The 25,387-nt window shown below is 67.7% G+C and carries 23 protein-coding genes; 6 read left to right on the forward strand and 17 right to left on the reverse strand.

Annotated features, from left to right (window positions below; all coding sequences use genetic code 11):
- Positions 1–5: 5 nt before the first annotated feature.
- The gene (leuA, locus tag AC3ENO_RS04240; protein ID WP_434969361.1) at positions 6–1,766 is read right to left on the reverse strand and encodes a 2-isopropylmalate synthase; all 1,761 of its coding nucleotides are present in this window, start codon (positions 1,764–1,766) and stop codon (positions 6–8) included.
- A gap of 193 nt (positions 1,767–1,959) precedes the next feature.
- Between leuA and AC3ENO_RS04245 the strand changes: the two genes are divergently transcribed.
- Entirely contained in the window at positions 1,960–2,571 is a 612-nt protein-coding gene (locus tag AC3ENO_RS04245) for a hypothetical protein (RefSeq protein WP_434969362.1), read from the forward strand.
- Positions 2,572–2,586: 15 nt separating this feature from the next.
- Here the strand turns inward: AC3ENO_RS04245 and era are convergent, their stop codons facing one another.
- The 11 genes from era to lepA form a co-directional block, all read right to left on the reverse strand.
- Positions 2,587–3,486 carry a GTPase Era gene (gene era / locus AC3ENO_RS04250; RefSeq protein ID WP_434969364.1) on the reverse strand — a complete coding sequence of 300 codons (900 nt, stop codon included), beginning with the start codon at positions 3,484–3,486 and terminating at the stop codon, positions 2,587–2,589.
- The gene (locus tag AC3ENO_RS04255; protein WP_434969366.1) at positions 3,483–4,817 is read right to left on the reverse strand and encodes a hemolysin family protein; all 1,335 of its coding nucleotides are present in this window, start codon (positions 4,815–4,817) and stop codon (positions 3,483–3,485) included. The genes era and AC3ENO_RS04255 overlap by 4 nt, the downstream gene beginning before the upstream one ends.
- A complete protein-coding gene (ybeY, locus tag AC3ENO_RS04260; protein ID WP_434969367.1) occupies positions 4,814–5,284 on the reverse strand; it encodes an rRNA maturation RNase YbeY in 471 nt (156 codons plus the stop codon). Before ybeY ends, AC3ENO_RS04255 begins: the two co-directional genes overlap by 4 nt.
- Positions 5,281–6,309: a PhoH family protein gene (locus tag AC3ENO_RS04265; protein ID WP_434969416.1), complete on the reverse strand. Its 1,029-nt coding sequence runs from the start codon at positions 6,307–6,309 to the stop codon at positions 5,281–5,283. The genes ybeY and AC3ENO_RS04265 overlap by 4 nt, the downstream gene beginning before the upstream one ends.
- Before the next feature lie 64 nt (positions 6,310–6,373).
- Positions 6,374–6,721, reverse strand: a complete 348-nt coding sequence (locus AC3ENO_RS04270) for an HIT domain-containing protein (RefSeq protein WP_434969368.1) — start codon at positions 6,719–6,721, stop codon at positions 6,374–6,376.
- Positions 6,722–6,743: 22 nt separating this feature from the next.
- Entirely contained in the window at positions 6,744–7,481 is a 738-nt protein-coding gene (locus tag AC3ENO_RS04275) for a 16S rRNA (uracil(1498)-N(3))-methyltransferase (protein ID WP_434969369.1), read from the reverse strand.
- Between the two features lie 2 nt (positions 7,482–7,483).
- The gene (gene dnaJ / locus AC3ENO_RS04280; RefSeq protein WP_434969370.1) at positions 7,484–8,599 is read right to left on the reverse strand and encodes a molecular chaperone DnaJ; all 1,116 of its coding nucleotides are present in this window, start codon (positions 8,597–8,599) and stop codon (positions 7,484–7,486) included.
- A gap of 49 nt (positions 8,600–8,648) precedes the next feature.
- Entirely contained in the window at positions 8,649–9,683 is a 1,035-nt protein-coding gene (gene hrcA, locus AC3ENO_RS04285) for a heat-inducible transcriptional repressor HrcA (protein WP_434969371.1), read from the reverse strand.
- Between the two features lie 103 nt (positions 9,684–9,786).
- A complete protein-coding gene (gene hemW, locus AC3ENO_RS04290) occupies positions 9,787–10,995 on the reverse strand; it encodes a radical SAM family heme chaperone HemW (protein ID WP_434969372.1) in 1,209 nt (402 codons plus the stop codon).
- Entirely contained in the window at positions 10,995–11,639 is a 645-nt protein-coding gene (locus tag AC3ENO_RS04295; protein ID WP_434969373.1) for a DUF1990 domain-containing protein, read from the reverse strand. The genes hemW and AC3ENO_RS04295 overlap by 1 nt, the downstream gene beginning before the upstream one ends.
- A 10-nt stretch (positions 11,640–11,649) precedes the next feature.
- Entirely contained in the window at positions 11,650–13,497 is a 1,848-nt protein-coding gene (lepA, locus tag AC3ENO_RS04300; RefSeq protein WP_434969374.1) for a translation elongation factor 4, read from the reverse strand.
- Between the two features lie 87 nt (positions 13,498–13,584).
- On the opposite strand from lepA, the gene AC3ENO_RS04305 reads away from it, so the two are divergent.
- Both AC3ENO_RS04305 and rpsT read left to right on the forward strand, forming a co-directional pair.
- Complete coding sequence (locus tag AC3ENO_RS04305) at positions 13,585–14,307, forward strand: alpha/beta fold hydrolase (RefSeq protein ID WP_434969375.1); 723 nt, start codon at positions 13,585–13,587, stop codon at positions 14,305–14,307.
- Positions 14,308–14,418: 111 nt separating this feature from the next.
- Positions 14,419–14,679: a 30S ribosomal protein S20 gene (rpsT, locus tag AC3ENO_RS04310; RefSeq protein WP_434969376.1), complete on the forward strand. Its 261-nt coding sequence runs from the start codon at positions 14,419–14,421 to the stop codon at positions 14,677–14,679.
- 56 nt (positions 14,680–14,735) lie between these two features.
- Here the strand turns inward: rpsT and holA are convergent, their stop codons facing one another.
- From holA to AC3ENO_RS04335, 5 genes are all read right to left on the reverse strand, one after another.
- A complete protein-coding gene (holA, locus tag AC3ENO_RS04315) occupies positions 14,736–15,764 on the reverse strand; it encodes a DNA polymerase III subunit delta (RefSeq protein ID WP_434969377.1) in 1,029 nt (342 codons plus the stop codon).
- A 9-nt stretch (positions 15,765–15,773) separates the two neighbouring features.
- Positions 15,774–18,176, reverse strand: a complete 2,403-nt coding sequence (locus tag AC3ENO_RS04320; protein ID WP_434969378.1) for a ComEC/Rec2 family competence protein — start codon at positions 18,174–18,176, stop codon at positions 15,774–15,776.
- 12 nt (positions 18,177–18,188) lie between these two features.
- Complete coding sequence (locus AC3ENO_RS04325; RefSeq protein ID WP_434969379.1) at positions 18,189–18,773, reverse strand: ComEA family DNA-binding protein; 585 nt, start codon at positions 18,771–18,773, stop codon at positions 18,189–18,191.
- A 91-nt stretch (positions 18,774–18,864) separates the two neighbouring features.
- Positions 18,865–21,435 carry a leucine--tRNA ligase gene (leuS, locus tag AC3ENO_RS04330; protein WP_434969380.1) on the reverse strand — a complete coding sequence of 857 codons (2,571 nt, stop codon included), beginning with the start codon at positions 21,433–21,435 and terminating at the stop codon, positions 18,865–18,867.
- An 80-nt stretch (positions 21,436–21,515) separates the two neighbouring features.
- Positions 21,516–22,859: an anthranilate synthase component I family protein gene (locus AC3ENO_RS04335; RefSeq protein WP_434969381.1), complete on the reverse strand. Its 1,344-nt coding sequence runs from the start codon at positions 22,857–22,859 to the stop codon at positions 21,516–21,518.
- Positions 22,860–22,900: 41 nt separating this feature from the next.
- On the opposite strand from AC3ENO_RS04335, the gene AC3ENO_RS04340 reads away from it, so the two are divergent.
- From AC3ENO_RS04340 to AC3ENO_RS04350, 3 genes are read left to right on the forward strand one after another with little or no spacing between them, the layout of a single operon-like run.
- On the forward strand, positions 22,901–23,602 hold the full coding sequence (locus AC3ENO_RS04340; protein ID WP_434969382.1) for a DedA family protein: 702 nt from the start codon (positions 22,901–22,903) through the stop codon (positions 23,600–23,602).
- Positions 23,603–23,606: 4 nt separating this feature from the next.
- Entirely contained in the window at positions 23,607–24,644 is a 1,038-nt protein-coding gene (locus AC3ENO_RS04345; protein WP_434969383.1) for an App1 family protein phosphatidate phosphatase, read from the forward strand.
- A 9-nt stretch (positions 24,645–24,653) separates the two neighbouring features.
- Positions 24,654–25,379, forward strand: a complete 726-nt coding sequence (locus AC3ENO_RS04350; RefSeq protein ID WP_434969384.1) for an SOS response-associated peptidase — start codon at positions 24,654–24,656, stop codon at positions 25,377–25,379.
- Positions 25,380–25,387 lie beyond the last annotated feature (8 nt).

Genomic DNA, 25,387 nt, shown 5'->3' on the forward strand with positions numbered 1-25,387 from the left:
TGTCGTCAGACGACCGCAAGCGCTCCGGATTCTTCGCGAACGCGAATGGCGCGGTTGACGCCCGAGACGATGGCTTTCAGCGACGCCGTCGAGATGTCACCGTCGATGCCCACGCCCCACAGGCGCTCGCCCTCGACCTGCAGTTCGACGTAGGCGGCTGCTTGGGCGTCACCGCCGGCGCTGAGGGCGTGCTCGACGTAGTCGTACACCGTGACCTCAAACCCCTGCTCGCGCAGCACCTCGAGGAACGCGGCGACCGGGCCGTTGCCGTTCCCGCGCGCGGAGATCTCGCTGTCGCCGTCGCGCAGCCGCACGTCCAGGGTGACATCGCCGGTCATATCGCTCTCGGTGCGGGTGGAGAGCAACTCGAAACGGCCCCAGCGCTCGTCGGCGACGGCGCTCGGCAGGTACTCGTCGGTGAAGATCGACCAGATCTGGTCGCTCGTGACCTCGCCGCCCTCGGCATCCGTCTTGGCCTGCACGACGCCCGAGAACTCGATCTGCAGCCGACGCGGCAGATCCAGCGCGTGGTCGGTCTTCAGCAGGTAGGCGACGCCACCCTTCCCGGACTGCGAGTTGACGCGGATGACAGCCTCGTAGGAGCGACCGAGATCCTTGGGATCGATCGGCAGGTACGGGACAGCCCACACCAGCTCGTCCACAGGTACGCCGCGCGCGTCGGCGGCGGCAGCCATCGACTCGAAGCCCTTCTTGATCGCATCCTGGTGGGAACCGCTGAAGGCGGTGAACACGAGATCGCCCGCCCACGGGCTGCGCTCGTGAACCGGCAGCTGGTTGCAGTACTCGACAGTGCGCTTGACGTGGTCGATGTCGCTGAAGTCGATCTGGGGGTCGACTCCCTGCGTCAGCAGGTTGATGCCCAGTGCGACCAGGTCGACGTTGCCGGTGCGCTCGCCGTTGCCGAACAGGCACCCTTCGATGCGATCGGCGCCCGCCATGTACCCGAGCTCGGCGGCGGCGATCGCGGTGCCGCGGTCGTTGTGCGGGTGCAGCGAAATGATGACGTTCTCGCGGTGGTTGAGGTGGCGGCTCATCCATTCGATCGAGTCCGCGTAGACGTTGGGGGTTGCCATCTCGACCGTCGCGGGCAGGTTGATGATCACCTTGCGCTCGGGCGTGGGCTCGAAGACCTCGAGGACCTGGTTGCACACATCGACGGCGAACTCGAGTTCGGTACCGGTGTAACTCTCGGGCGAGTACTCGTAGAACACCTCGGTGCCGGGGACCGTCGCCTCGAACTTCTTGCACAGGCGCGCGCCCTCGAGGGCGATGTCGATGATGCCCTGCTTGTCGGTGCGGAACACGACGTCGCGCTGCAGGATGCTCGTGGAGTTGTACAGGTGCACGATCGCCCGCTTCGCGCCGCGGATCGACTCGTACGTGCGCTCGATGAGGTGTTCACGCGCCTGGGTCAGCACCTGGATGGTGACATCGTCGGGGATGACATCGTCTTCGATCAGATGGCGCACGAAGTCGAAGTCGGTCTGGCTCGCGGAGGGGAAGCCGACCTCGATCTCCTTGTAGCCCATCTTGACGAGCAGATCGAACATGATCCGCTTGCGCTCGGGGCTCATCGGGTCGATGAGGGCCTGGTTCCCATCACGCAGATCGACAGCGCACCACCGCGGCGCCTGCGTGATCGTCGCGTCGGGCCACGTGCGGTCGGGGACCGAGACGCGGATCTGCTCGTGATACGGCACGTACTTGTGCGTCGGCATCCCCGACGGCTGCTGGGTGTTCTTCATGGTGTCGCTTCTTCCTGGCTCTGTCTTCTGGCTCGAGGTGAACGGGCCGACACGAAGCTCCGCGACGAGGAAGGCCCTAGATGGCCCCGCCGCGGCAGCTAAGAAGAAGCGAGAGTGCACGCATACCACGATGCTACCAGGAATTGGCGCAGTCGCCCTGAGACGATCTCTTGCACCCGGACACTGCAAGGGTATGGGGATCATCACACGCGTCACCACGGCGGCTGTCGGGGCCGCTTCCGTCATCGCCGTCATGGTGGGGTGCGCCGCAACGCCGGGCGCAGACTCGCTGTCGGCGGCGCCGGTCACACCCCCCTCAGGCGAGGTGGTGGGCACGGGCACTGTGCTGGATGTGGCCGGCGATGTTCAGTTGTGCCTCGGCCCCGTCGCCGAGTCGTACCCACCACAGTGCAGTGGTCTCCCGCTGGAGGGCTGGAGCTGGAGCGATGTGGCCGGCGTCGAAGAGTCGGGTGATACCCGGTGGGGCACATACGCCGTCTTCGGCACCTTCGATGGCGAAGTGTTCGCCGTGACCCAACCGCCGATCATGCTCGCGCTGTACGACCCGATCAGACCGGACGACCCGACAGGCGGGGTTCCCGGCGACACGGCTCCGGCGCGTCTGGACGAGATCTCGACGCAGCTTCCGGCAGTGCTTGGCGATCTGCTGCTTGCCACCTGGACCAGCGACGGCTATCTCTGGGCTGAGGTGATCTGGGACGACGGAACCCTTCAGGAAGCAGCGGATGCCGACTTCGGCGACGGCGTCGTCATCGTCCAGTCCGCCCTGAAACCGCTGGGCTGAGCGCGAGCCCGATAGTCAGAAGCCGAGGCGGCCGAGCTGCTTGGGGTCTCGTTGCCAGTCCTTGGCGACCTTGACGTGCAGTGACAGGAACACGCGGGATCCCAGGAGCGGTTCGATCTGCTCGCGCGCCGTGGCACCGACGCGCGCGAGTCGCGAACCCTTCTTCCCGATGATGATCGCCTTCTGACTGTCGCGTTCGACCACGATGTCGGCGTACACGTCGATCAGATCCGAGTCCTCACGAGGTTCGACCTCCTGAACCACGACGGCGATGGAGTGCGGCAACTCGTCGCGCACGCCATCGAGCGCAGCCTCGCGGATGATCTCGGCGATGCGGTCGTCATCCGACTCGTCGGTCACGATGCCATCCGGGTAGAGCGCGGGGCCCTCGGGGAGCAGCCGCAGGATCTCGTCGGCGAGTGTTCCCAACTGATCATCCATCACTGCGGACAGCGGGATGACGGCCGCCCAGTCCTCACGGAGAGCATCCACCTCGAGAAGGCGCTCCGTGATCTGGTCGCGGGAGGCGGCATCCGTCTTGGTCACCACGGCGATCTTGCTCGCCGACGCGTACCCGTCCAGCGAGTCGGCGATGCGACGATCCCCCGGTCCGACCTTCTCCGTGGCGGGAGCGCAGAACGCAATGACATCGACGTCGCCGAGCACCTCCTCGACCAGGTCGTTCAGACGCTGGCCCAGCAGGGTGCGCGGTCGGTGCAGTCCGGGGGTATCGACGATCACGATCTGGCCGCCGGGGCGATTGAGGATGCCGCGGATGGCGCGCCTCGTTGTCTGTGGCTTGTCGCTCGTGATGGCGATCTTCTGGCCGACGAGCGCGTTCATGAGGGTCGACTTCCCGACGTTGGGACGCCCGACGAAGGTCACGAAACCGGAGCGGAACTCGTTATCGCTCACGACCGCGCCTTCCGTTCCGGCATGTCGGGGGTCGCGCCATCATCGTCATCGGTCTCGTGGCCTCCTGCATCCGCGGGCGACGGGATCCGTTCGACGAACACGGTGCTGATGCCGCGCCCCTTGCCGCGCGAGGCGCCGCCGGTGATGCGCAAACCCTCCACCTCGGTGACTGCCCCCGGCTGCGGAACCTTGCCGAGCTGCTTTCCGAGCAGTCCGCCGATCGAGTCGACCTCGTCATCTTCGAGGTCGATCTCGAACAGCTCTCCGACCTCCGCGAGGCCCAGTCGCGCGCTCACGCGGTACCGGCCCTCCGCCACCTCCGCGATCTCATTGGCCCGCGGGTCGAACTCGTCTGCGATCTCACCGACCAGTTCTTCGATGAGGTCTTCCAGCGTGACAAGTCCCGACACGCCGCCGTACTCATCCACCACCATGCACACGTGTACGGCCTCGCGCTTCATCTGCTGCAGCAGCGTCTCAGCGCGCATCGACTCGGGCACGAAGACCGCCGGGCGAGCGAGCTGCGAGATCGCTGCCGCGCGCCATCCGGCTTCGTCGCGGTACGCGAACTGGACCAGATCCTTCAGGTACAGGATGCCGATCACGTCGTCGGCTTCGTCATCGACGATCGGTACGCGCGAAACACCCTTGTCGAGGAACAACTCCATCGCGTCCTTTGTCGTGGTGTCGGCTTCGACGGTGACCATCTCGGTCCGCGGCACCATGACCGCGCGAACATACGTGTCCGTGAAGTCGAAGACAGAGTGGATCAGTTCGCGATCGTCCTCTTCGATGAGGTCCTGAGACGCTGCCTCGTCGACCATGCTGAGCAGTTGCTCTTCGGATGCGAACGAAGAGCCGCGCGCGACGCCGGGCGTGACGCGGTCGCCGAGGGCCACGAGTCCATGCGCGAGCGGACCGAGCACGATGCGCATGGCGCGGATAACGGGAGCCGCGCCACGCAACAGGCTCCTCGCATGCAGTCGCCCCACGGTGCGAGGGCTTGCCCCGACGACGACGAACGAGATGCCCGTCATGATGATGGCCGCGGCCAGCATCGCCCACCAGATGCTGTCGAACAGGATGGTCAGGGCAACCGTGACCAGTACCGCCGCCGTCGTCTCAGACAGGACGCGCATGAATCCCGCGGCGTTGGCGTGCGCGGGGGGATCGTCGGCGATCCCCCGCAGGAAGGCGGCGTTGCGGCCGGTGTGGCTCATCTCGTCGAGGTCGGACCTGGATGTCACGCCGAGCGCGGCATCCACTGCCGCCATCAGACCGCCGAACGCAACGAGGAGTGCGGCGGCCGCCAAGAGAAGCGCGGCGGTCACGGTCGAAGGCGGCGGCGCTCGGCCGCGTGGAATCGTGCGATGAGGTCACGCTGCAGCGCGAACATCTCCCGTTCCTCCGCCGGCTCGGCATGATCGAAACCCAGCAGATGGAGCAGGCCGTGCGTCGTGAGCAGGATCAGTTCGTCCATCGTCGAGTGGCCAGCGGCCTGAGCCTGACTCTCAGCGACCTGGGGGCAGAGCACGATATCGCCCAACAGGCCCTCCGGTGTCGGGGCGTCCTCCGTCCCGGGCCGCAACTCGTCCATCGGAAAGCTCAGCACGTCCGTGGGCCCGGGTTCATCCATCCATTGGACGTGCAGCGACTCCATCGCTCCCTCGTCGACGAGGAGGATCGCCAGGTCGGCATCCGGACTGACGAACAGCTCGGCGAGATTGTTCTCCGTCAGCCGCAGCAGCACGGTCTCATCAACGTCGATACCTGATTCGTTCGTGATCTCGATCGTCATCGACGCCCTCGCTTCGGGAGATGGTCGCGGGGGCCGGCCGGGCGGGAGGCGCCCCGGCGCTCGGCCCGGCTGCTGAGCTCGCTGGCCTCGTCACGCTCGCGTTTGGCCGACAGTCGCCGCTCGTCATACTCGGAGTAGGCATCGACGATCTTGCCGACAAGGGAGTGCCGCACGACGTCGTCGCTCGTGAGGTACGCGAAGTGGATGTCATCGATCGCGCTGAGCACCTTCGTAACCAGGCGCAGGCCCGAGGCGCCCTGCGGCAGGTCGATCTGCGTGATGTCGCCGGTGACGACCATCTTGGTGTTGAACCCGAGCCGGGTCAGGAACATCTTCATCTGCTCGGGAGTCGTGTTCTGCGCCTCGTCGAGCACGACGAACGAATCGTTCAGTGTCCGACCGCGCATGTACGCCAACGGGGCGACCTCGATCGTCCCGGTCGCCATGAGTTTCGGGACGATCTCGGGGTCTATCATCTCGTTGAGCGCGTCGTAGAGCGGGCGAAGGTACGGATCGATCTTGTCAGTCAGGGTGCCCGGCAAGAACCCGAGTCTCTCCCCCGCTTCGACCGCGGGTCGGGTCAGGATGATGCGGCTGACCTCCTTGCGCTGCAGAGCCTGCACAGCCTTAGCCATCGCGAGGTAGGTCTTGCCCGTTCCGGCGGGACCGATACCGAACGTGATCGTCGTGTGCTCGATCGCGTCGACATACGACTTCTGTCCGAGGGTCTTGGGCCTGATGACCCGGCCCCGGCTGGAGAGGATCGCTTCCCCGAGCACTTCGGACGGACGAGGATTGCCTTCGCTGCGCAGAATCCGGTTCGAGCTGGACACGTCCGCCGGCGCCAGGTCCTGCCCGGTGCGGGTCATTGTGAGGAGTTCTTCCACGAGGTCGCGTGCTGCTGCGACGGCGGCCGCCTCGCCCACAAGAGTGATCTCGTTGCCGCGCACGTGGACATCGACATCCGGATGCTCACGCTCGACGACACGCAACAGGCGGTCCTGCGGACCGAGGAGTTGCACCATCGCCACGCCGTCGGCGAACAGCCGCTCCGTGACGAGGCCATCCGGGTGCGCATTGCTGCCGGGTTCAGCCACCGAGACTGCCTTCTGCGAGGCCGCCACCGAGCACATGGGCGTGCACATGGAAGACCGTCTGACCAGCGCCCGCTCCGGTGTTGAACACCAGCCGGAAGTCGCCGTCGCCGTAGTCGATGGCAACGCGCTTGGCGATAGCGACCATCTCAGCCAGGAGCGCGGGGTCGCCTGCCGCCAGTTCCGTCACATCGCGGTAGTCGCCGGACTTGGGGATCACGAGCAGGTGCAGCGGCGCCTGCGGGGCGATATCCCGGATGACGAACACGTTCTCGGTCTCGGCGAGGATCTCCGCGGGGATCTCGCCGCGCAGAATGCGAGTGAAGACTGAGGGTTCGGTCATGGCCTCAGTCTACCGACGCCCTCTACCACCGGCGGAGGTGAGCGCTCAGCACCGCGAGTGCAGCGGGACCGGCCGTCGAGGTGCGCAGCACATGCTCGCCGAGCCGCACCGGTGTTGCGCCCGCGGCTTCGAGGTCTCGCAGTTCTGCCGGGTCGATCCCTCCTTCCGGTCCCACCACAAGCAGGATGTCGCGAGGGTCGTCCGCGTCTGCATCCCACTCGGCGAGGCGGATGGTCGCGGTCGGTTCGAGCACCAGCATCCGGCTCGCGGCAGCGCGCTCACACAGGCGAGAGGTCGTGGCCGGTTCGTTGACCACGGGCAACCACGCGCGATGAGCTTGCTTTCCCGCCTCTCTGGTGATCTGACGCCACCGAAGAACGCCCTTGTCACGCTTGGCGCCATCCCAGCGTGACACGCTTCTGGCCGCCTGCCACGGGGTGATCGCATCGATGCCGAGCTCCGTCGCCGCCTGCACGGCGAGCTCGTCGCGATCGCCCTTTGCCAGCGCTTGGACCAGCTCGACGCGCACGGCAGGGGGGCTCACCACGACGCGACGAGACACACGCACGACGACTTCACGCGGCGCAACGGTTTCGCACAGCGCCTCGAGCCACACTCCTGCGCCGTCGCCCAGCGTGACGGCCTCGCCGACCCGCACGCGTCGCACGGTCGCTGCGTGGTGGGCTTCCGCACCTGTCAACGTCACGGTCTCGCCGGCATCGGCATCCAGCGGTTCGTCGACGACGAAGTGAAGGGGCACGGTCAGCCGTTCCGGAACCGATCGCGCAGCTTCGAGAACAGTCCCTGGTGGAACTCGGCAAGTCGCGGAGCGGGTGCTTTCGTCCGCTTCGCGAACTCCTCGATCAGGCCCCGTTCCTTCGCATCGAGCTTCGTTGGCGTGACGACGTGAACTCCCACGCGCAGATCGCCGCGCTGGCTCCCGCGCAGCGGGGTGATTCCGCGGCCCTTGATCGTCAACACGTCGCCGGATTGCACTCCGGGCCGCACCTCCAGATCGACGGGCCCGTCGAGCCCGTCGATGGTGGTCGTCGCGCCGAGGATGGCATCGGGCATCGAGACTTCCAGCGTTGCGAGCAGGTCGTCGCCCTCGCGGCTGAACACCGGATGTGTCGCAACGGACACCTCGATGTAGAGGTCACCGTGAGCGCCACCGCCCGGCCCCACTTCACCCGAGCCCGGCAGTTGCAGACGCAGCCCCGTATCCACACCGGCGGGGATGTCGATCGACACGGTGCGGCGCGCCCGTACCCGCCCCTGCCCCTGGCACGTGGCACACGGATACGGGATCGTGGTGCCGTAGCCCTGACAGGTGCCGCACGGCTGCGACGTGACGACGTTGCCGAGCAGGCTTCGGACGGTCCGTTGAATGTGCCCCGTGCCGTGGCAGATGTCGCAGCGCACGGGCGACGTCCCCGGCTGAGTGCACGCCCCCTGGCACGTCTCGCACAGGACCGCCGTATCGACATCGATATCGCGGTGGACACCGAAGACGACGTCCTTGAGGTCGAGGTCGACGCGGACCAACGCGTCCTGCCCCCGCTCCTTGCGCGAGCGCGGCCTGCCGCCCCTGGCCGCACCTCCCCCGCCGAAGAAGCTCTCGAAGATGTCGTTGAACCCACCGAAGTCGCCGGCGGCGCCGAACCCACCGTTCGTCCCGCCACCCATGTCGTAGCGCTGCCGTTGCTGCGGGTCGCTCAGGACATCGTAGGCGTGCGTGACGAGCTTGAACCGCTCCGCGGCTTCCTCACCCGGGTTCACGTCCGGGTGAAGCTCCCGAGCAAGGCGCCGGTACGCCTTCTTGATCTCTTCGGGCGACGCATCGCGCGATACGCCAAGGACCTCGTAGTGGTCAGCCACGGTCACCTTTCTGCATCCCGCTGGTGGCAGCGGGTATCTCGTGCGGGGCTCATCGCCCCTTCTCGTCTTCCGCCAGCAGCCGCGTCAAGTAGCGCGCGACGGCGCGCACCGCCGCAAGGTTGCTCGGGTAGTCCATGCGAGTCGGCCCCATCAGTCCCACGCGCGCGCGGGCGCCCGTCGCATCGTAATCGCTCGCGATGACGGATGCCTCGGAGAGTCCGAATGCTTCGTTTTCCCGCCCGATACTGGCGGCCAGGCCGTTGTCGTCGGCGACCATCTCCCCCATGAGACGCAGAATCGTCACCTGTTCTTCAATGGCCTCGAGCAACGGGTAGATGCTCCCGCGGAAATCGCTCTCGCGCAGGGCGAGGTTCGCGGCTCCGGCCATCACGAGCCGGTCCTGTCGGAACTCGTCCAGTTCCTCCTGCACCACTCGCAGAATCTCGGTGACGGCCGATTGGTGCGGGGTGCGCGCGTCCGCGTCAGTCTGCTCCTCGACGCGCTTGGCGCCTTGCCGCACACTTCGACCGACCAGGAGCGTCGAAACCTCCGCGCGTACCCGGGCGAGATCTGTCTCGTCGAGAGCTCCACTGAGCAGAGCGAGTCGCTGGGACACCCGCCCGGTATCGGTCACCACGATCACAAGGATGCGAGAGGGGTCGAGCGCGACCAGTTCCACGTGGGTGATCGTGGCCTTCGAGAACGACGGATACTGCACGATCGCGACTTGACCCGTCAGCTGAGTCAGGGCGCGGACGGTGCGCGCCAGTGCGTCATCCAGATCACCAGGCCCGTCGAGGAAAGTCGCGATCGCCGCCCGCTGCGCCGGCGAGAGGGGGCGGATCTCGGCCAGATGGTCGACGAACACCCGGTAGCCCTTGTCGGTGGGCACGCGACCGGATGAGGTGTGCGGGGCGGCGATCAACTCCTCGTCTTCGAGGAGGGCCATGTCGTTGCGGATCGTTGCCGCCGATACGCCGAACGCGTGACGTTCGACGATGGCTTTGCTCCCGACGGGCTCGCGGGTGTCGACGTAGTCCTGCACGATCGCCCGGAGCACCTGCAGTCCTCGTTCGCTGACCATGTCGCCTCCTTCCGCATCCGGCGTCGACCGAATCGACCGTGGTGTTGGCACTCACATCCTCGGAGTGCCAATTCTAGCGGATGCCTTCCCCTCGCGGCCCGGGTCACACCGTGAGCGCGCGCACAACGGCGTCGGCGAGCAGCCGCCCGCGCCGGGTCAGGATGATCCGTCCGCGCACGGCTTCTTTGCCGTCCGCCAGGCCATCGGCGACCAGGCCGGCGACGGCGGGACGATTCTCGCGCGGCAGCTCGGAGACCGGCAGACCCTCGACGGTGCGCACACGCAGCATCACCCGTTCCAGAAGGCGGGCAGCTTCATCCGGCACCTCACGTCCCGCTCCTGGCGACTCCCCTGACCAGAGGCGCTGAGCATACGCGGCCGGGTGGCGGACGTTCCAGAACCGGACACCGCCGATATGGCTGTGCGCGCCCGGTCCGAAACCCCACCAGTCGTGACCTCGCCAGTAGGCGAGGTTGTGCCGGGATCGAGCCTCGTGTCCGCGAGACCAGTTCGATACCTCGTACCAGTCATACCCCGCGGACGCGAACGCGTCGTCTGCGTATTCGTACATCGCGGCCTGGAGGTCGTCGTCGGGAGCTGGGAGTTCACCGCGGCGGATGCGACGTTCAAGCGCCGTGCCCTCTTCGACGATCAGGGCGTACGCGGAGATGTGGTCGGTCTCCAGCGCGAGCGCCGCATCCACGCTCTGCCGCCACTGGTCGAGCGACTCTCCCGGCGTGCCATAGATAAGGTCGACGCTCACAGCGAGCCCGCTCTCCCGCGCCGCGCGGACCGCGGCCGCGACGTTCTCGCGCCGGTGAGTGCGATCGAGCGTTGCGAGCACCTCGCTCACATCGGATTGCATGCCCACTGACAGGCGCGTCACGCCTCCGCGCGCCAGCTCTGTCGCGACCGCGGGGTGCACGGTGTCGGGGTTGGCCTCCACGGTCACCTCGGCATCCGGGTCCAGACCGAACCGATCCCGCAACGCCCCCAGGATGCGGGTGAGGTCGCGTGCCGGGAGGAGGGTCGGTGTTCCGCCGCCGAAGAAGACGGTGCTCAGCGAACGCCGATGAGGCTCGAGGACACGGGCCGCGAGGTCGATCTCGCGCAGCACACTGTCGGCATAGTCCTCACGGCGCTCCCCGCGCAGCTCGTCGGCCGTATAGGTGTTGAAGTCGCAGTAGCCGCACCGTACGCGGCAGAACGGGATGTGGACGTACGCCGACAGCGGGGTCGCGGCATCGATGGAAACACCCGGAAGCGATCCATCACGGGGAACGGGATCGCCCAACGGAAGCGCCGCCCCCATCAGGTCACGAACAGGGGCGACACCGCTGTGAGGTAGGCGCGGAACAGGCGACGCCGCCGACCGCGAACCAGTCGGGGCACTATCCGGTACAGCGTCGAGACCGGGCGGTCGAAGGCACGGACCGTGAACCACACCTCGTCGTTGTCGCGCCATTCGAGCAGGAACAACTCCTCCCCGCTGACAACTGAGCCGCCGACGGTCCCCAGCGCGAAAGCTGTGCGGCGGGGCTCTTCGACCGCGAGGATGACGCGCAACTCGGCATCCGCCCGGTAGCCGCTGAGGCGACCTGCCACGTTCACGGTCGCACCGGCACTGACGTACGGCGTACCCTCCGCGTCGAACCGCTGCTCCGCGTCCCGCCGGGAGGGAGCGATCGGTGCGCCCTCGGAATCGTAGGAGACCCCGGCATAGCCGGCGCCCGATGCGGGATGGATGTCGGTGAGCGTGAGTCCCGCGCCACGCAGCGGCGCCCACGAGAGCAGGGCTTCGCTTGCTGAGGCGAACCGCGTCTCACCACTGCCGATCCGCCAGGACTCTTCAGCGGGGATGCTCTTCTCCGGCGGGTACTGCATGAGGTCGGGTGCCTGCGTGGCACCGACGGCGGCGTAGTCGACGGTCTCGTCCCGGAAGGTTCCGCGGCGCATGGCGTTCAGACTACTTGTCTTTGCCCTCGACGTCGCCCGAGAGCGCCGCGATGAACGCCTCCTGGGGGACCTCGACGCGGCCGACCATCTTCATGCGCTTCTTGCCCTCCTTCTGCTTCTCGAGGAGCTTCCGCTTGCGGGTGATGTCACCGCCGTAGCACTTGGCGAGCACGTCCTTGCGAATCGCACGGATGTTCTCGCGGGCGATGATCCGCGCGCCGATCGCGGCCTGGATGGGCACTTCGAACTGCTGACGCGGGATGAGCTTGCGGAGGCGCTCGGTCATCATGGTGCCGTAGCCGTAGGCCTTGTCACGGTGCACGATCGAGCTGAAGGCATCCACCTTCTCGCCCTGCAACAGGATGTCGACCTTCACGAGGTCCGCCGTCTGTGAGCCCGCGGGTTCGTAGTCGAGGCTCGCGTAGCCCTGCGTCTTGGACTTGAGCTGGTCGAAGAAGTCGAAGACGATCTCGCCGAGCGGCATGTTGTAGCGCAACTCGACGCGGTCCTCGCTCAGGTAGTCCATGCCCAGCAGCGACCCACGGCGGGACTGGCACAACTCCATGACGGTGCCGACGTAGTCCTTGGGCAGCAGGATGCCGACCTTCACGACCGGTTCCGAGACCTCGGCCACCCGTCCATCCGGGTACTCGCTGGGGTTGGTGACAGTGACGGTCTCTCCCGTGTCGGTCGTGACCTCGTAGGTCACCGACGGTGCGGTCGTGATGAGGTCGAGGTCGAACTCCCGCGAGAGGCGCTCGGTGATGATCTCGAGGTGCAGCAGGCCCAGGAACCCGCACCGGAAGCCGAACCCGAGGGCGACGGAGGTCTCGGGCTCGTACTGCAGCGAGGCGTCCGAGAGCTTGAGCTTGTCGAGCGCTTCGCGCAGGTCGCCGTAGTCGCTGCCATCGATGGGATAGATCCCCGAGAACACCATGGGCTTGGGATCCGTGTACCCGGCGAGGGCCTCGGCGGCGGGCTTTCGCTGATTCGTGATGGTGTCGCCCACCTTCGACTGGCGCACATCCTTCACGCCGGTGATGAGATAGCCGACCTCGCCGACGCCCAGCCCCTTCGTCGGCACCGGCTCGGGGCTCGACACGCCGATCTCGAGCAGGTCGTGCGTGGCCTTCGTCGACATCATCTGGATCCGCTCACGCGGCTCGAGCTTTCCGTCGACCATCCGGACGTAGGTGACGACGCCGCGGTAGGCGTCGTAGACGGAGTCGAAGATCATCGCACGGGCGGGAGCGTCGGCATTCCCCGTCGGCGCCGGGATCTGAGCGACGATCCGGTCGAGCAGCTCCTCGACGCCCTGGCCCGTCTTGCCGCTCACGCGCAGCACATCCGCGGGGTCGCCGCCGATGAGGTTCGCAAGCTCGGCGGCGTACTTCTCGGGATCGGCGGCTGGCAGGTCGATCTTGTTGAGCACGGGGATGATGTGCAGATCGTTCTCGAGCGCGAGGTACAGGTTCGCGAGGGTCTGGGCCTCGATGCCCTGTGCGGCATCCACGAGGAGGATCGCCCCCTCACACGCGGCGAGGGACCGGGAGACCTCATACGTGAAGTCGACGTGCCCGGGCGTGTCGATCATGTTGAGCGCGAACGTTCCGGACTCGGTCTGCCACGGCATCCGCACAGCCTGGCTCTTGATCGTGATGCCGCGCTCGCGCTCGATGTCCATCCGGTCCAGGTACTGCGCGCGCATGTCGCGATCCGAGACGACGCCGGTGATCTGCAGCATGCGGTCGGCCAGGGTCGACTTGCCGTGGTCGATGTGCGCGATGATGCAGAAGTTGCGGATCTGCTCGGGCGGCGTGGCGGCCGGCTGCAGCGGCGTGAGGGCGCGTGGGGACATATCCGCACGATTCTACCGGCGGCCAGGCCCTGGGCCCTGCGCGCGTCTCACGCACATCCGGGTGCCCGCCGCGGTTAGCCTGGCGGCATGGTGGTCGCGGTCGTCCTCGTGCACGGCATCCGCACGTCCCGGACGATGTGGCGGGCGCAGCTGGACTACCTCCAGCAGCGCGGCAACCCCGCCGTCGCTGTCGACCTGCCCGGCCACGGCGGTCGGATGGGCGAGACCTTCACGATCGACGAGGCCTTCGCGACGATCGATCGGGCTGTCCAGGATGCCGCCGCCGAACACGGCACCGTCCTGCTGGTGGGCCACTCGATGGGCGGCCTGCTGTCGGTCGAGTACGCGGGTCGGGAGATACCGCCGCCGATCCAGGGACTGGTCGCGGCATCCTGCACCGCGATTCCGCGGGGCCCCGCGCTGCGCACCTACCGTTTGCTCGCGCGCGGCCTCGACTCCTTCCCCGACCGCGGCGCGTGGCTGAGCAATCGTGTGCTCGATGCCACCCTCCCGCCCGAGACCCGGGCCGACTTCGGCGCGGGTGGCTATGCCCTCGACGCACAGGACGTGGCGCTGCGGAGCCTCTCGGTGCTCGACCTGCTCGTGGCGCTCGAGCGCATTCGGGTGCCGCTGTGGTTCGTCAACGGCCAATTCGATCAGCTGCGTGTCAATGAGCGGCTGTTCCGGCGGCTGGTTCCGGATGCCGAGCTCATCGTCGTTCCCCGCACCAGCCACCTCGTGACCGCGATGCGCCCGCGTGTCTTCAACGCAGTCCTCAACCTCGCGCTCACGACGATCGAGCAGACCTGATAGACTCGTCTACTGGCTTGTGTGTGGGTTCTACCCTCACGATCGCTGGTGGACGCCCCTCTCTCGTCGCCGGCAGTCCATCCATTCACTCGAACGAAAGAACGTCTCCACGTGGCGAACATCAAGTCGCAGATCAAGCGCAACAAGACCAACGAGAAGGCGCACGAGCGCAACAAGGCCGTCAAGAGCCAGCTGAAGACCGAGGTGCGCCGCACCCGCGAGGCCATCGCCGCCGGCGACAAGGCCGCCGCCGAGAAGGCTCTGGCCACGGCGACCAAGAAGCTCGACAAGGCTGTCAGCAAGGGCGTCATCCACGCGAACCAGGCAGCCAACCGCAAGTCGGCCATCGCCAAGCAGGTCGCCGCTCTCTGAGCTCAGGTATCACGCAAAGCCCGCCCTCCGAGGCGGGCTTTGTCGTTTCCGGATCGTCAGCTGCCGAACTCGCTGCGCGTCGCGACGACCGTCACGAGGCGCTCGAGCGCGAAGATGGGGTCCCGTGAGGCGCCCTTGACCTCGGCATCCGCTCGCGCCGCGGCCTGTATCGCGCGCCCCAGGGATTCCTCGTTCCAACCTGCGAGATCCCGGCGAGCACGGTCGACCTGCCAGTCCTTGACACCGATCCGGGCGGCGATCGCCGCGGAGGACTCGCGAAGCCCCGCGACCCGGGCCATCGTCCGCAGCTTGGATGCGATTGCTGCGACCAGCGGCACGGGATCGGCTCCGCTGGCCAACGCGTGTCGAAGCGTGATCAGCGCCTCACCGTACCGTCCGGCGATCGCGGTGTCGGCGACTGCGAACGCCGTCGTTTCGACTCGACCGCCGTAGTAGCGCCGGACGACATCGTCGGTCACATCCCCGTCGACGTCGGCGATGAGCTGCTGGCAGGCTGCGGCCAGCTCCGTGAGGTCGTCGGAGAACGCCGAGACGAGCGCACGAAGAGCCGCTGGCGCGATGCGCGTGTTCGCGGCCGAGAACTCGGTAGCGGCGAAGTCGTATCGGTCGCTGTCGCGCTTGATGGCGGGGCACGCGATCTCAACGGCATCCGTCGTGCCGCTGCGGACCGCATCGAGCAGCTTCTTGCCTCGAACGCTCGCACCGGTATGGCGCAGCACAACGGTCGCCCCTTCCTGGGGCGCCTCGAGGTAGGCGAGGGCCTCGGTGAGGAAAGGGTCGGACGCCTTTTCGACACCGAAGACACGCACAAGCCGCGGTTCGCCGAACAGCGACGGCGAGGTGACAGTCAGCAGCGTTCCCGCGACGTAGTCATCGGCGCGCAGGTCGGTGATCTCTACGGCCGGATCCTCGGCGCGGACATAGTCCCGCAGTCCGGCAATCGCGCGCTCGGCGCACACGTCCTCCGGTCCCGACACCAACACGATCGAGGCGGGTCGCGGATCGCGCCATGGTACCTGCCGAATCGCCGACTTCGAGGAACTCGATCGACGGGGTGCGGCCATGCCAGAAGCCTAACCGCCGCCCGCGACAGGTGCCCGCTCCCGCCACAGGGCGAGGGCGTCGCCCTCGCCGACGACGGCGACGATCCCGTCTTGGTCGGTGCGCCCCACTGCGCTGCCCTGCAGCATCCCCAGCGTCGTCGCTGTCGGGTGCCCGTAAGTGTTCTCCGCCCCCACCCCGATCAACGCAACGCGGGGAGCGATCTGGTCGTACAGCCCGGGATCCTGGTCTGCGCTGCCATGGTGGGACACCTTGACGACCTCGACGATGTCCCGGACGCTCGTGCGCAGTATCCGCTGGGGATCGGCAGAAAGATCGCCGAGGAACAGGGAGCGGGGGACCCCGCCGCCCTCGATGCTCACGGTCACCGACGAGTCGTTCCCCGCGGGGAAGAGCGCGCCCGCGCGCGGCCACAGCACGCTCCATCGCGCGGCACCGAGCAGTCCCGACATCCCCTCCTCCGCCGGAACCACCTGGGCGCCCGCCTCGCCGAACTCCGCGAGCAGCCGTTCATCCGCGCGCCCGTCGGTCGGACCATGGAGCACGCTTCCGACCCGCCCGATCACCGCCTCACTTCCCCCGACGTGATCCTTGTCGAAGTGCGTAAGGACGAGCAGGTCGACCCGGGAGATGCCGACCCTATCGAGGCACGCGCTCACGAGCGCTGGATCCGGCCCCGTGTCGATGAGCGCGATCGCGCTGTCACTGCGCACAAGCACCGCATCCCCCTGACCCACATCGCACATCAGAATCGACCAGTCCGCGGGGATCCCCCACCGCTGACTGATCGTGGTGGCCAGCGCCCCGCAGCCCCAGACCGTCACGACCCCTACCAGCAGGATCGACGACACTCGCCGGATGCGGTCGCGCTGCCGGCCGCCTCCCGGCAGCGCGACTGCGAGAACGACGAGTCCGCCCGTGAGCGCGAGCAAGGCGGCGCCGAGAAGGCCGTCCACCCAAGGAATGCGAGCGAACGGCAGCGCACTCGTGGTGTCAGCGATTCCGGCGATCCAGGCTGCCGGAAGCCATGCGATCGCCGCCAGACCGCTCTGCACCACGGGGATGGGCGCGGCCATGCAGGCGGCAAGTCCCAGCACCGTCGCCGCGGGAGCTGCCGGCGCCGCGAGCAGGTTAGCCGGTACTCCCCACACCGGGAGGGACGGATCGATCAGCACGAGCAGCGGACCGCAGGCCAATTGCGCGGAAAGCGGCACCGACAAGGCCAGTGCCAGCGTCGCCGGCATGACACGCGTCAAGCCAGATGCGAGGGGGCGCGCGAGCGTGAGCAGCGCTGCGGTGGCCGCCACCGACAGCGCGAACCCGAGCGAGCCCGACAACCAGGGATCCACGAGCAGGAGCAGCACGACGGCTGCGCTCAGCACCGCGACGCCGGCGCCTGCACGTCCCAGCAAGACCGCAAGCATCGCGATGCCGGCCATCATCGCCGCGCGTACGACGCTCGGCTCGGGCGTGACGAGGATGACGAACCCCACGAGCGCCCCGACCCCGGCGACCACGCGGATGCCTCGCCCCGCTCGCAACCCGGCCGCGACAACGAAGGCTATGCCCACGACGAGCGCGCAATTGGCGCCAGAGACCGCCGTGAGGTGGGAAAGCGAGGATGCCTTCATGTCGGCATCCGTCTGGGCACTCACGGCGGAGGTATCCCCCACGGCAAGTCCTGGTACCAGTTCGCCCCCGGCGCCGGGAAGGCCCGCCGCCGCATGCACGAGGGACTGCCGCAGATCGGCAGTGACACGCCACACACCGGCGGGCGGCGCGATGACCTCAGCCTCGTGGGCGACGAGCTGGACGACGGCGCGATCGCCCGGATACGCAGGCCGACTGGTTCCGGTGACGAAAACCAACGCGCCCGCATCGAGTTCCCTGCTTACCTGCTCGCTCGACACCCTCACGGTGGCATCGGTCCATCCGGTGGTCGATCCTGCGTCGGGGCCGATGAGGCGAATCACCGCGTCGAAGGCGCGCTGACCGCCGCCGCGTGGCTCCACCTTGCCGGTGACCCTCGCCTCCACCTCGACCACCCGGGAACCACTTCCGAAGGCCTCCAGCGCTCTCTCCCGCGCCGGCTGCGCCAGGCTGATATGGACCCCGACAGCGGCCCCCGCCGCCAATGCGACGGTCATGACCGCCACGATGCCGGTGACCGAACGGGCGGGCGTCCGCGTCCCATCGCCTGCCTCCCGAATCCCCCCGCGCGCTTCCGGCATCGCCCCGCCCCGCCGCGAGCGGATGACGAGCATCCCTGCCCCCGCACCAGCCGCCACCGCCAGCACCCCGACCGCCGCCGGCGCCGCCGCGGGTGCATTCACCAGGGCGAGCGCGACAGCCCAGCTCACCGCGGCCGCCGGCACGAGACGAGCGGAACGCCAGCGGCGCTCAGGACCCGGCATCGCCCGCCCCGCTCACACCGTCACGAGCTCGCGCAGAGACTCGAGCATCTTCGGGCCGATCCCCGGCACCGACAACAGGTCTTCGACACTCGAGAACCGACCGTTCGTCTCGCGCCACTCGATGATCCGCGCGGCGATCGCGGGACCGACTCGAGGAAGCGTGTCCAGGGCTCCCTCGTCCGCGGTGTTGAGATTCACACGGCCGTCAGCCGCGATGCCGGCCGTGCCGCTCTCGATGGCATCCCCGACACGCGGGACGACGAGCTGCTCCCCATCGGAAACCTGGCGGGCAAGGTTCACGCCCGACGCCTCGGCGTCATCGGCGAACCCGCCCGCGGCGGCTACCGCATCCACGACCCGCGCATCCGGATGCAGCACGTAGAGTCCGGGCGCACGTACCGCGCCGGACACGTGTACGTAGAGCGACGCTGATGCCGAACTCGAGGCGATGGTCACCGGAGCCGGCGTCAGCGATGCTGACGCGCCCGTGCTGCGCACCATGCCCACGATCACGGCGACGGCGAGCGCGCCGAGCGCCAGCACGATCACCGCACCAGTGCCCCACCGCCGACGATCATGACCCTGCGCATCAGCCATGCCGCAACGCTAGGGTCGCCTCACGATCCGACCGCCCGCGCATCCCAGGTGCCGGAAGACACGAGTTGAACGGTTCCCTGGGGAGGAACGCTCAGTGAGTGCTGAAGCTCACGACCTTCGGGGTGCGAACGATGGCGCGCGTGATCTCGCGGCCGGCGAGAGAACGCACCACCCGCTCGTCCGCGCGGGCCAGCGCCTCAAGTTCGGCACCATCGATCTTCGCCGAGACCTCGAGGGTCGCCCGCACCTTCCCGTCGATCTGAACGACAGCCGTGACGGTGTCTTCGACCAGCAGCGTCGGATCGGCTTGCCGCCAGCCGACAAGACCGACGAACGGCTCGTAACCGAGCGCTTCCCACATCTCCTCCGCGGTGTGGGGCGCGAAGAGGTCGAGGACCATCGCCACCGCTTCGGTCGCTTCACGAACCGCCGGGTCCGCGGGGCCCGCGCCGGTGTCGATCGTCTTGCGGATCGCGTTCACGAGCTCCATGAGGCGAGCGACGACGACATTGAACTTCGTCTGTTCGATCAGCCCCGGAGCTTCCGCCCACAGGCGATGCGTGATGCGCCGGAGCGCGACGTCACCCTCCGCCCACACGACGTCCGGTTCGCTCGTGACGTCCTGTGCGACCCGCCACGCTCGCGACAGGAACTTCTGGGCCCCCGTCGTCGAAACGTCATTCCAGTCCTTGTCGTCTTCCACGGGTCCTGCGAAGGCGAGCGCGACACGCAGCGCGTCCGCACCGTGCGTCGCGAGCTCCTCGTGGAAGAGCACGAGGTTGCCCTTGCTCTTGGACATCTTCGATCCGCCCAGGATCACCATGCCTTGATTGATCAGGCTCGAGAACGGCTCCGTGAAGTCGACGAGCCCCATATCGAACAGGACCTTGGTGATGAACCGCGCATACAGGAGGTGCAAGATCGCGTGCTCGACGCCGCCGATGTAGAAGTCGACGGGAGCCCAGCGCTGCGCTTCGGCCGGATCGAATGCCACGGTGTCGTTGCCCGGCGAGAGGAAGCGCAGGAAATACCACGAGCTGTCGACGAACGTGTCCATCGTGTCAGGGTCACGAAGCGCGGCGTCGCCGGTCTCGGGGTCCGTGGTGGCCATCCACTCGGAGGCCGCGCCCAGCGGCGAGGTGCCCTTCGGCGCCAGGTCGAGTCCGTGCGCGTCGGGAAGGCGCACCGGCAGCTCCTCTTCGGGAACGGGAACGATGCGACCATCCTGCGTGTGGATCATCGGAATCGGCGTGCCCCAGAACCGCTGGCGCGAAATGAGCCAGTCGCGGAGGCGGTACGACTTGGATGCGCGTCCCGTTCCTGCCGCCTCGAGTTCTTCGACGATCCGCGCGATGGCGTTGCGCTTGCTCAGGCCGTCGAGGGATCCGGAGTTGATCATCCGCCCCTCGCCGGTCAGTGCGATCCCCGTCGTGGCAGGGTCGATCGACTCGAGGTCGTCGGCACCCTCGGGGAGCTGGCCGTCGGGTCCGATCACGGGGATCGCGCCGGTTGCGGGCGCCGTCGTGTCCACGACGACCCGGATCGGCAGGTCGAAGGCCCGCGCGAAATCGAGGTCGCGCTGGTCGTGCGCGGGCACCGCCATGACCGCACCGTGACCGTAGTCGGCGAGGACGTAGTCGGCAGCCCAGATCGGCAGCCGCTCGCCGTTGACGGGGTTGATGGCGTAGCGATCAAGGAAGACCCCGGTCTTGGGACGATCGGTGTTCTGCCGTTCGATCTCGGTCTGCTTCTGAACGGCTTCGAGGTACTCCTGGAACTGTGCCTGGACATCCGACGTCGAGCCGGATACCAGCTCTGCCGCGAGGTCGCTGTCAGGGGCCACGACCATGAATGTCGCGCCGTGGAGGGTATCGGGACGTGTCGAGAAGACCGTGACCTTCTCGGTGCGACCTTCGATCTCGAAGTCGATATCCGCTCCCACCGAGCGGCCGATCCAGTTGCGCTGCATCTGGATCACCTTGTGTGGCCAGAACCCCTCGAGCTGGTTCAGGTCATCCAGCAGCCGGTCGGCATAGTCAGTGATGCGGAAGTACCACTGCGTGAGCTTCTTCTTGACGACCTCCGCGCCGCACCGTTCGCAATGCCCGTCGACGACCTGCTCGTTCGCGAGCACGGTCTGATCGACTGGACACCAGTTGACCGGACTCTCTTTGCGGTAGGCCAGCCCCCGCTCGAACAGGCGCTGGAAGAGCCACTGATTCCACTGGTAGTACTCGGGGTCGCTGGTGTGCAGCACCCGGTTCCAGTCGAAGGAGACACCGTACGCGCGGAATCCGGCCTTCTGCTGCGCGATGTTGTCGTAGGTCCACTCGCGCGGGTCGGCGCCGCGCTTGATCGCGGCGTTCTCGGCGGGAAGGCCGAACGAGTCCCATCCGATCGGGTTGAGCACGTTGTAGCCGCGGTGCCGCCACGCGCGCGCAACGATGTCGGAGTAGAGGTAGTTCTCGGCATGACCCATGTGCAGGTCGCCCGAAGGGTACGGGAACATCGCGAGAACGTACTTGCGGGGACGAGCGTCCTCGGCGCCGCCGGCACGGAACGGATCGGCCGCCGCCCAACGCTCCTGCCACTTGGCCTGAATCGCCTGCGGGTCGTACCCGCCTTCGGGGCCGTGGGCGGCAACGGTGTCAGTAGGGACCATTTGACTCACGTAACGGATACCAATCGGGACGCAGGGGGAGGGCGCAAAAGCGCACTGTCCAGGCTACCGGATGCCTGGTTTCACGAGTCCTGGTCGGGCTGCGCCCAGCCCCGCGGGACGACTGCGCCGATCGCGGCGAGGGGACCCCTCGCCTTCACGACGACTTCGGCGACCTCCGCACGCGGGTGCGAGAGCCACGTGATCCCGCCGCCCGCGCCGACGTATGCCCGATCACGCTCGACCACCACGGACCGGATCACCATCGCCAGATCGAGGTCTCCCTGCGGCGAGATCCAGCCGAAGCATCCGGCGAAGACACCGCGAGGTGCGCTCTCGAGCCGGTGCAGAATCGTCATCGCCGAGAGCTTCGGCGCGCCCGTCATACTGCCCGCGGGAAACGTTGCCGCGAGCAGTTGATCCAGACGGAGCCCCGGGTTCAGGTCTCCGGCGATGGTGCTGACGAGCTGATGGACAGCCGGATAGGACTCCACCGCGAACAGGCGCTCGACCGTCACGGTTCCCGTCTGGCAGACGCGCGACAGGTCGTTGCGCATCAGGTCCACGATCATGACGTTCTCGGCGCGTTCCTTCACATCGGAGCGCAGATCCTCGACAAGGTCGGCATCCTTACGGGCATCCGCGGACCGCGGCCGGGTGCCCTTGATCGGATGCGTACGCACCCGCCCCCCGTTGACCTCGAGGAACTGCTCGGGACTCGCGCTCAACAGCGCCCGCCCTCCGATGCGGACGAAGCCGCCGTGATGGGCGCTGACGCCGCGCCGAAGGCGCCGGTAGGCCACGGACGCGTCGATCTGACCCGGAACCTCGAATCGAGTCGTCAGGCACAGCTGATACGCGTTGCCCTGGCGGATCTGCTCACGGCACGCCCCGATGAGAGCGGCATACTCCGACGCCTCGTGACGAGCGGCTGCGCTGACCGGCGTCGGGTCGGGTACCGCGGCGGGCATCGGCAGTCGGCGCAGCTGGTCCGCGATCTCGCTCGCATCCCCAGTCACCGCGCCGCACTCGCCACCCGAGCGGACCGTGACCATCGAGCGCTCATGGTCGAACTCGACGACCGCGAGCACACGCATCCACCGGTCTTCGCCCTCGACGCCCGCCCAGACGGGCGCGCCGGCGCGCTGCGCCCCAGGTTCGTAGCCGAACCAGCCCACCCACCCGCCGGGGTGCGGTCCTCGCGGAGCCGCCCGGCCGTCGGGGTGCGCACCGGCGGATCCGACATCGATCTCGCCGATCGCCTCGGATGCCACGGGTTCGCCGATACCGATCCAGCTGCGGCCGCCTGCTGCGTCGGGGCCGGCATCCAGCCAGAACACGTTCGGATACCGCTGCGCCCACCCGCAGAACACGCGCTCCGGGTCGAGCCAGTCCATCAGCGCAATGGTCGACGGCGGCGTGGTCACGCACTCAGGCTAAACGGTGGCGACGGCTCTACGCTTCAAGGATGAACGAGTGGCTGACGTGGCTGCTGGATACGGTGCAGGCTGTCGATCCGGTGCTGCGCACGCTCCTGGCCGGCCTCGCGATCATGCTCGAGACGAGCGTCTTGGTCGGACTGGTCGTCCCCGGCGACACGATCGTGATCATTGCGGGGACGGCCGTGGCCACCCCGTGGGAGGCCGTGGCTCTGGGCGTTACTGTCGTGATCGGAGCGCTGATCGGCGAGAGTATCGGCTTCTGGCTCGGCCGCTTCCTCGGCCCGCGCATTCGCTACTCACGCGTAGGCGCGCGGATCGGGGAACGGAACTGGATCCGCGCGGAGTTGTACGTCAATCGACGTGGCGGCGTCGCGATCTTCCTGAGCCGGTTCCTGCCCGTGCTGCACTCGCTGGTTCCCCTCACCGTGGGGATGACGGGGTACTCGTACCGCCGATTCCTGGCCTGGACGGCACCCGCCTGCATCCTGTGGGCGGCGATCTACGTGTCGGTCGCGTCGGCCGCGGCGGGAACATACCGCGACCTCGCCGACAGCGCTCACTACGCCGGCTACATCTTCGTTGCCGCGATCGCCGCGTTCATCCTGGCGATCTTCCTCGGCAAGAAGATCCTGCACCGGCTCGAGCAGCGGCACATGGAGTCGGATGACGATGGCACGCGCAGCGGGGAGCGCGACCGGAACTCGACTGCCGAGGGCATGACAGACTGAACGGGTGCCCGGACCGGAGGAAACTACCGCGCCCCCCAAGATCCTGTGGCTCGCACGACTTGAGCGACGCTTCCACACCTGGCGAGAGCGTCGCGCCCGCGCCCGCGGGCTCACCCCGACCGTGACCCCGTTTCCCGGGTACGGCGGTGACGGGTGGATCCGCGTGCTCGGACGAGTGCTCATCGTTCCCCCGCGAAAGCCGCGCGGCGGCGGCGAGTACGCATCCGTGCGCGGTTGGCGCAGCTTCCTCGCCGTTCCCGTGGGATTCGCCCGCGTCGAGGTCACGGTGGCGGGAACGACCCACACCGTGACCGCGGATCGGGGAGGTGTCGTGGATGTCGTCCTGGACGCCTCCCTGCCCACGGGGTGGCAGACCTTCACAATGACCGTCGAGGGCAGCGAACCGGTGGAGTCGCGGGTCTTCGTCGTGGCCCCGGATGCGCGTTTCGGGATCGTCTCAGATGTCGACGACACCGTCATGGTGACGGCGCTGCCACGACCCTTGCTCGCGGCCTGGAACTCCTTCGTCGTCGACGAACATGCCCGGCAGCCGGTCCCGGGCATGGCGGTTCTTCTCGAAAGGCTCGCGCGTGAACATCCCGGGAGCCCAGTGGTGTACCTCTCGACCGGCGCGTGGAATGTCGCGCCCACGCTCGTGCGGTTCATGCGCCGCCATCTCTTTCCGCCTGGCGCGCTCCTGCTTACGGACTGGGGCCCGACCCACGACCGGTGGTTTCGCAGTGGTCGCGCCCACAAAGAGCGCAGTCTGCAGCGTCTTGCAGAGGAGTTCCCGGACATCCGCTGGTTGCTCGTCGGCGACGACGGCCAACACGATGACGCGATCTACACGGCGTTTGCAAGCGACAATCCGGGGCACGTGGCAGCGGTCGCGATCCGCCGCCTCTCCCCCGCCGAGGCGGTGCTCGCGGGAGGTCGTACCGCCGTGAACGACCACTCCGCCGCACAAGTGCCGTGGGTGACCGCATCCGACGGAGCGGGCCTTCTCGACCGTCTTCAGTCCGCTGGGGTGACCCCCGCGTAGGCTGGCCGCGTGTGCGGACGATTCGTGGTGGCAAGCGTCGGAACCGAGCTGGTCGGGATGCTGCGCGTCGACCTTGTCGGCGACGATCTGCCGGGCCCCTCGTTCAATGTCGCACCGACGGATCGAGCCGCGATCGTGCTGGACTCTGCGAAGTCGGAACCACCGATCCGCCGCCTCGAGTCCGCTCGCTGGGGGCTCGTGCCGGGGTGGGCGAAGGACCTCTCGATCGGAGCGCGAGCGTTCAATGCCCGGTCCGAAGAGCTCGAGGACAAGCCCATGTTCCGCGGCGCTCTCGAGAAGCGCCGCGCGATCGTCCCCGTGACCGGCTACTACGAGTGGCACCGCACGGAGACGGGTAAGACGCCCTACTTCATTCACCCGGAGTCGGGCGAGCCGCTCCTGTTCGCGGGCCTGTACGAATGGTGGAAGGATCCGTCGAAGCCCGGCGACTCCCCCGACCGATGGGTGCTGTCCTTCGCGATCCTCACCCGTGCCGCCTCCGATGGGCTGGGCTCGATCCACGACCGAATGCCGGTGTTCATGGATCCCGACCACGCCGACGCGTGGCTGGACCCCAGCGTCGATCACCCGGGAGACATCCTGGACGCCGCTGTCGACGCGGCCGCTGTCGTCGCCGACACCCTCGAGGCCTATCCGGTCGGGGCGGCAGTGGGCAACGTCCGAAACAACTCGCCCGAGCTCATCGAGCGCGTCCCGGGCCCGCCGCTGCCCTGACACGGCCC

This window comes from Microbacterium sp. bgisy207 (assembly GCF_057706855.1).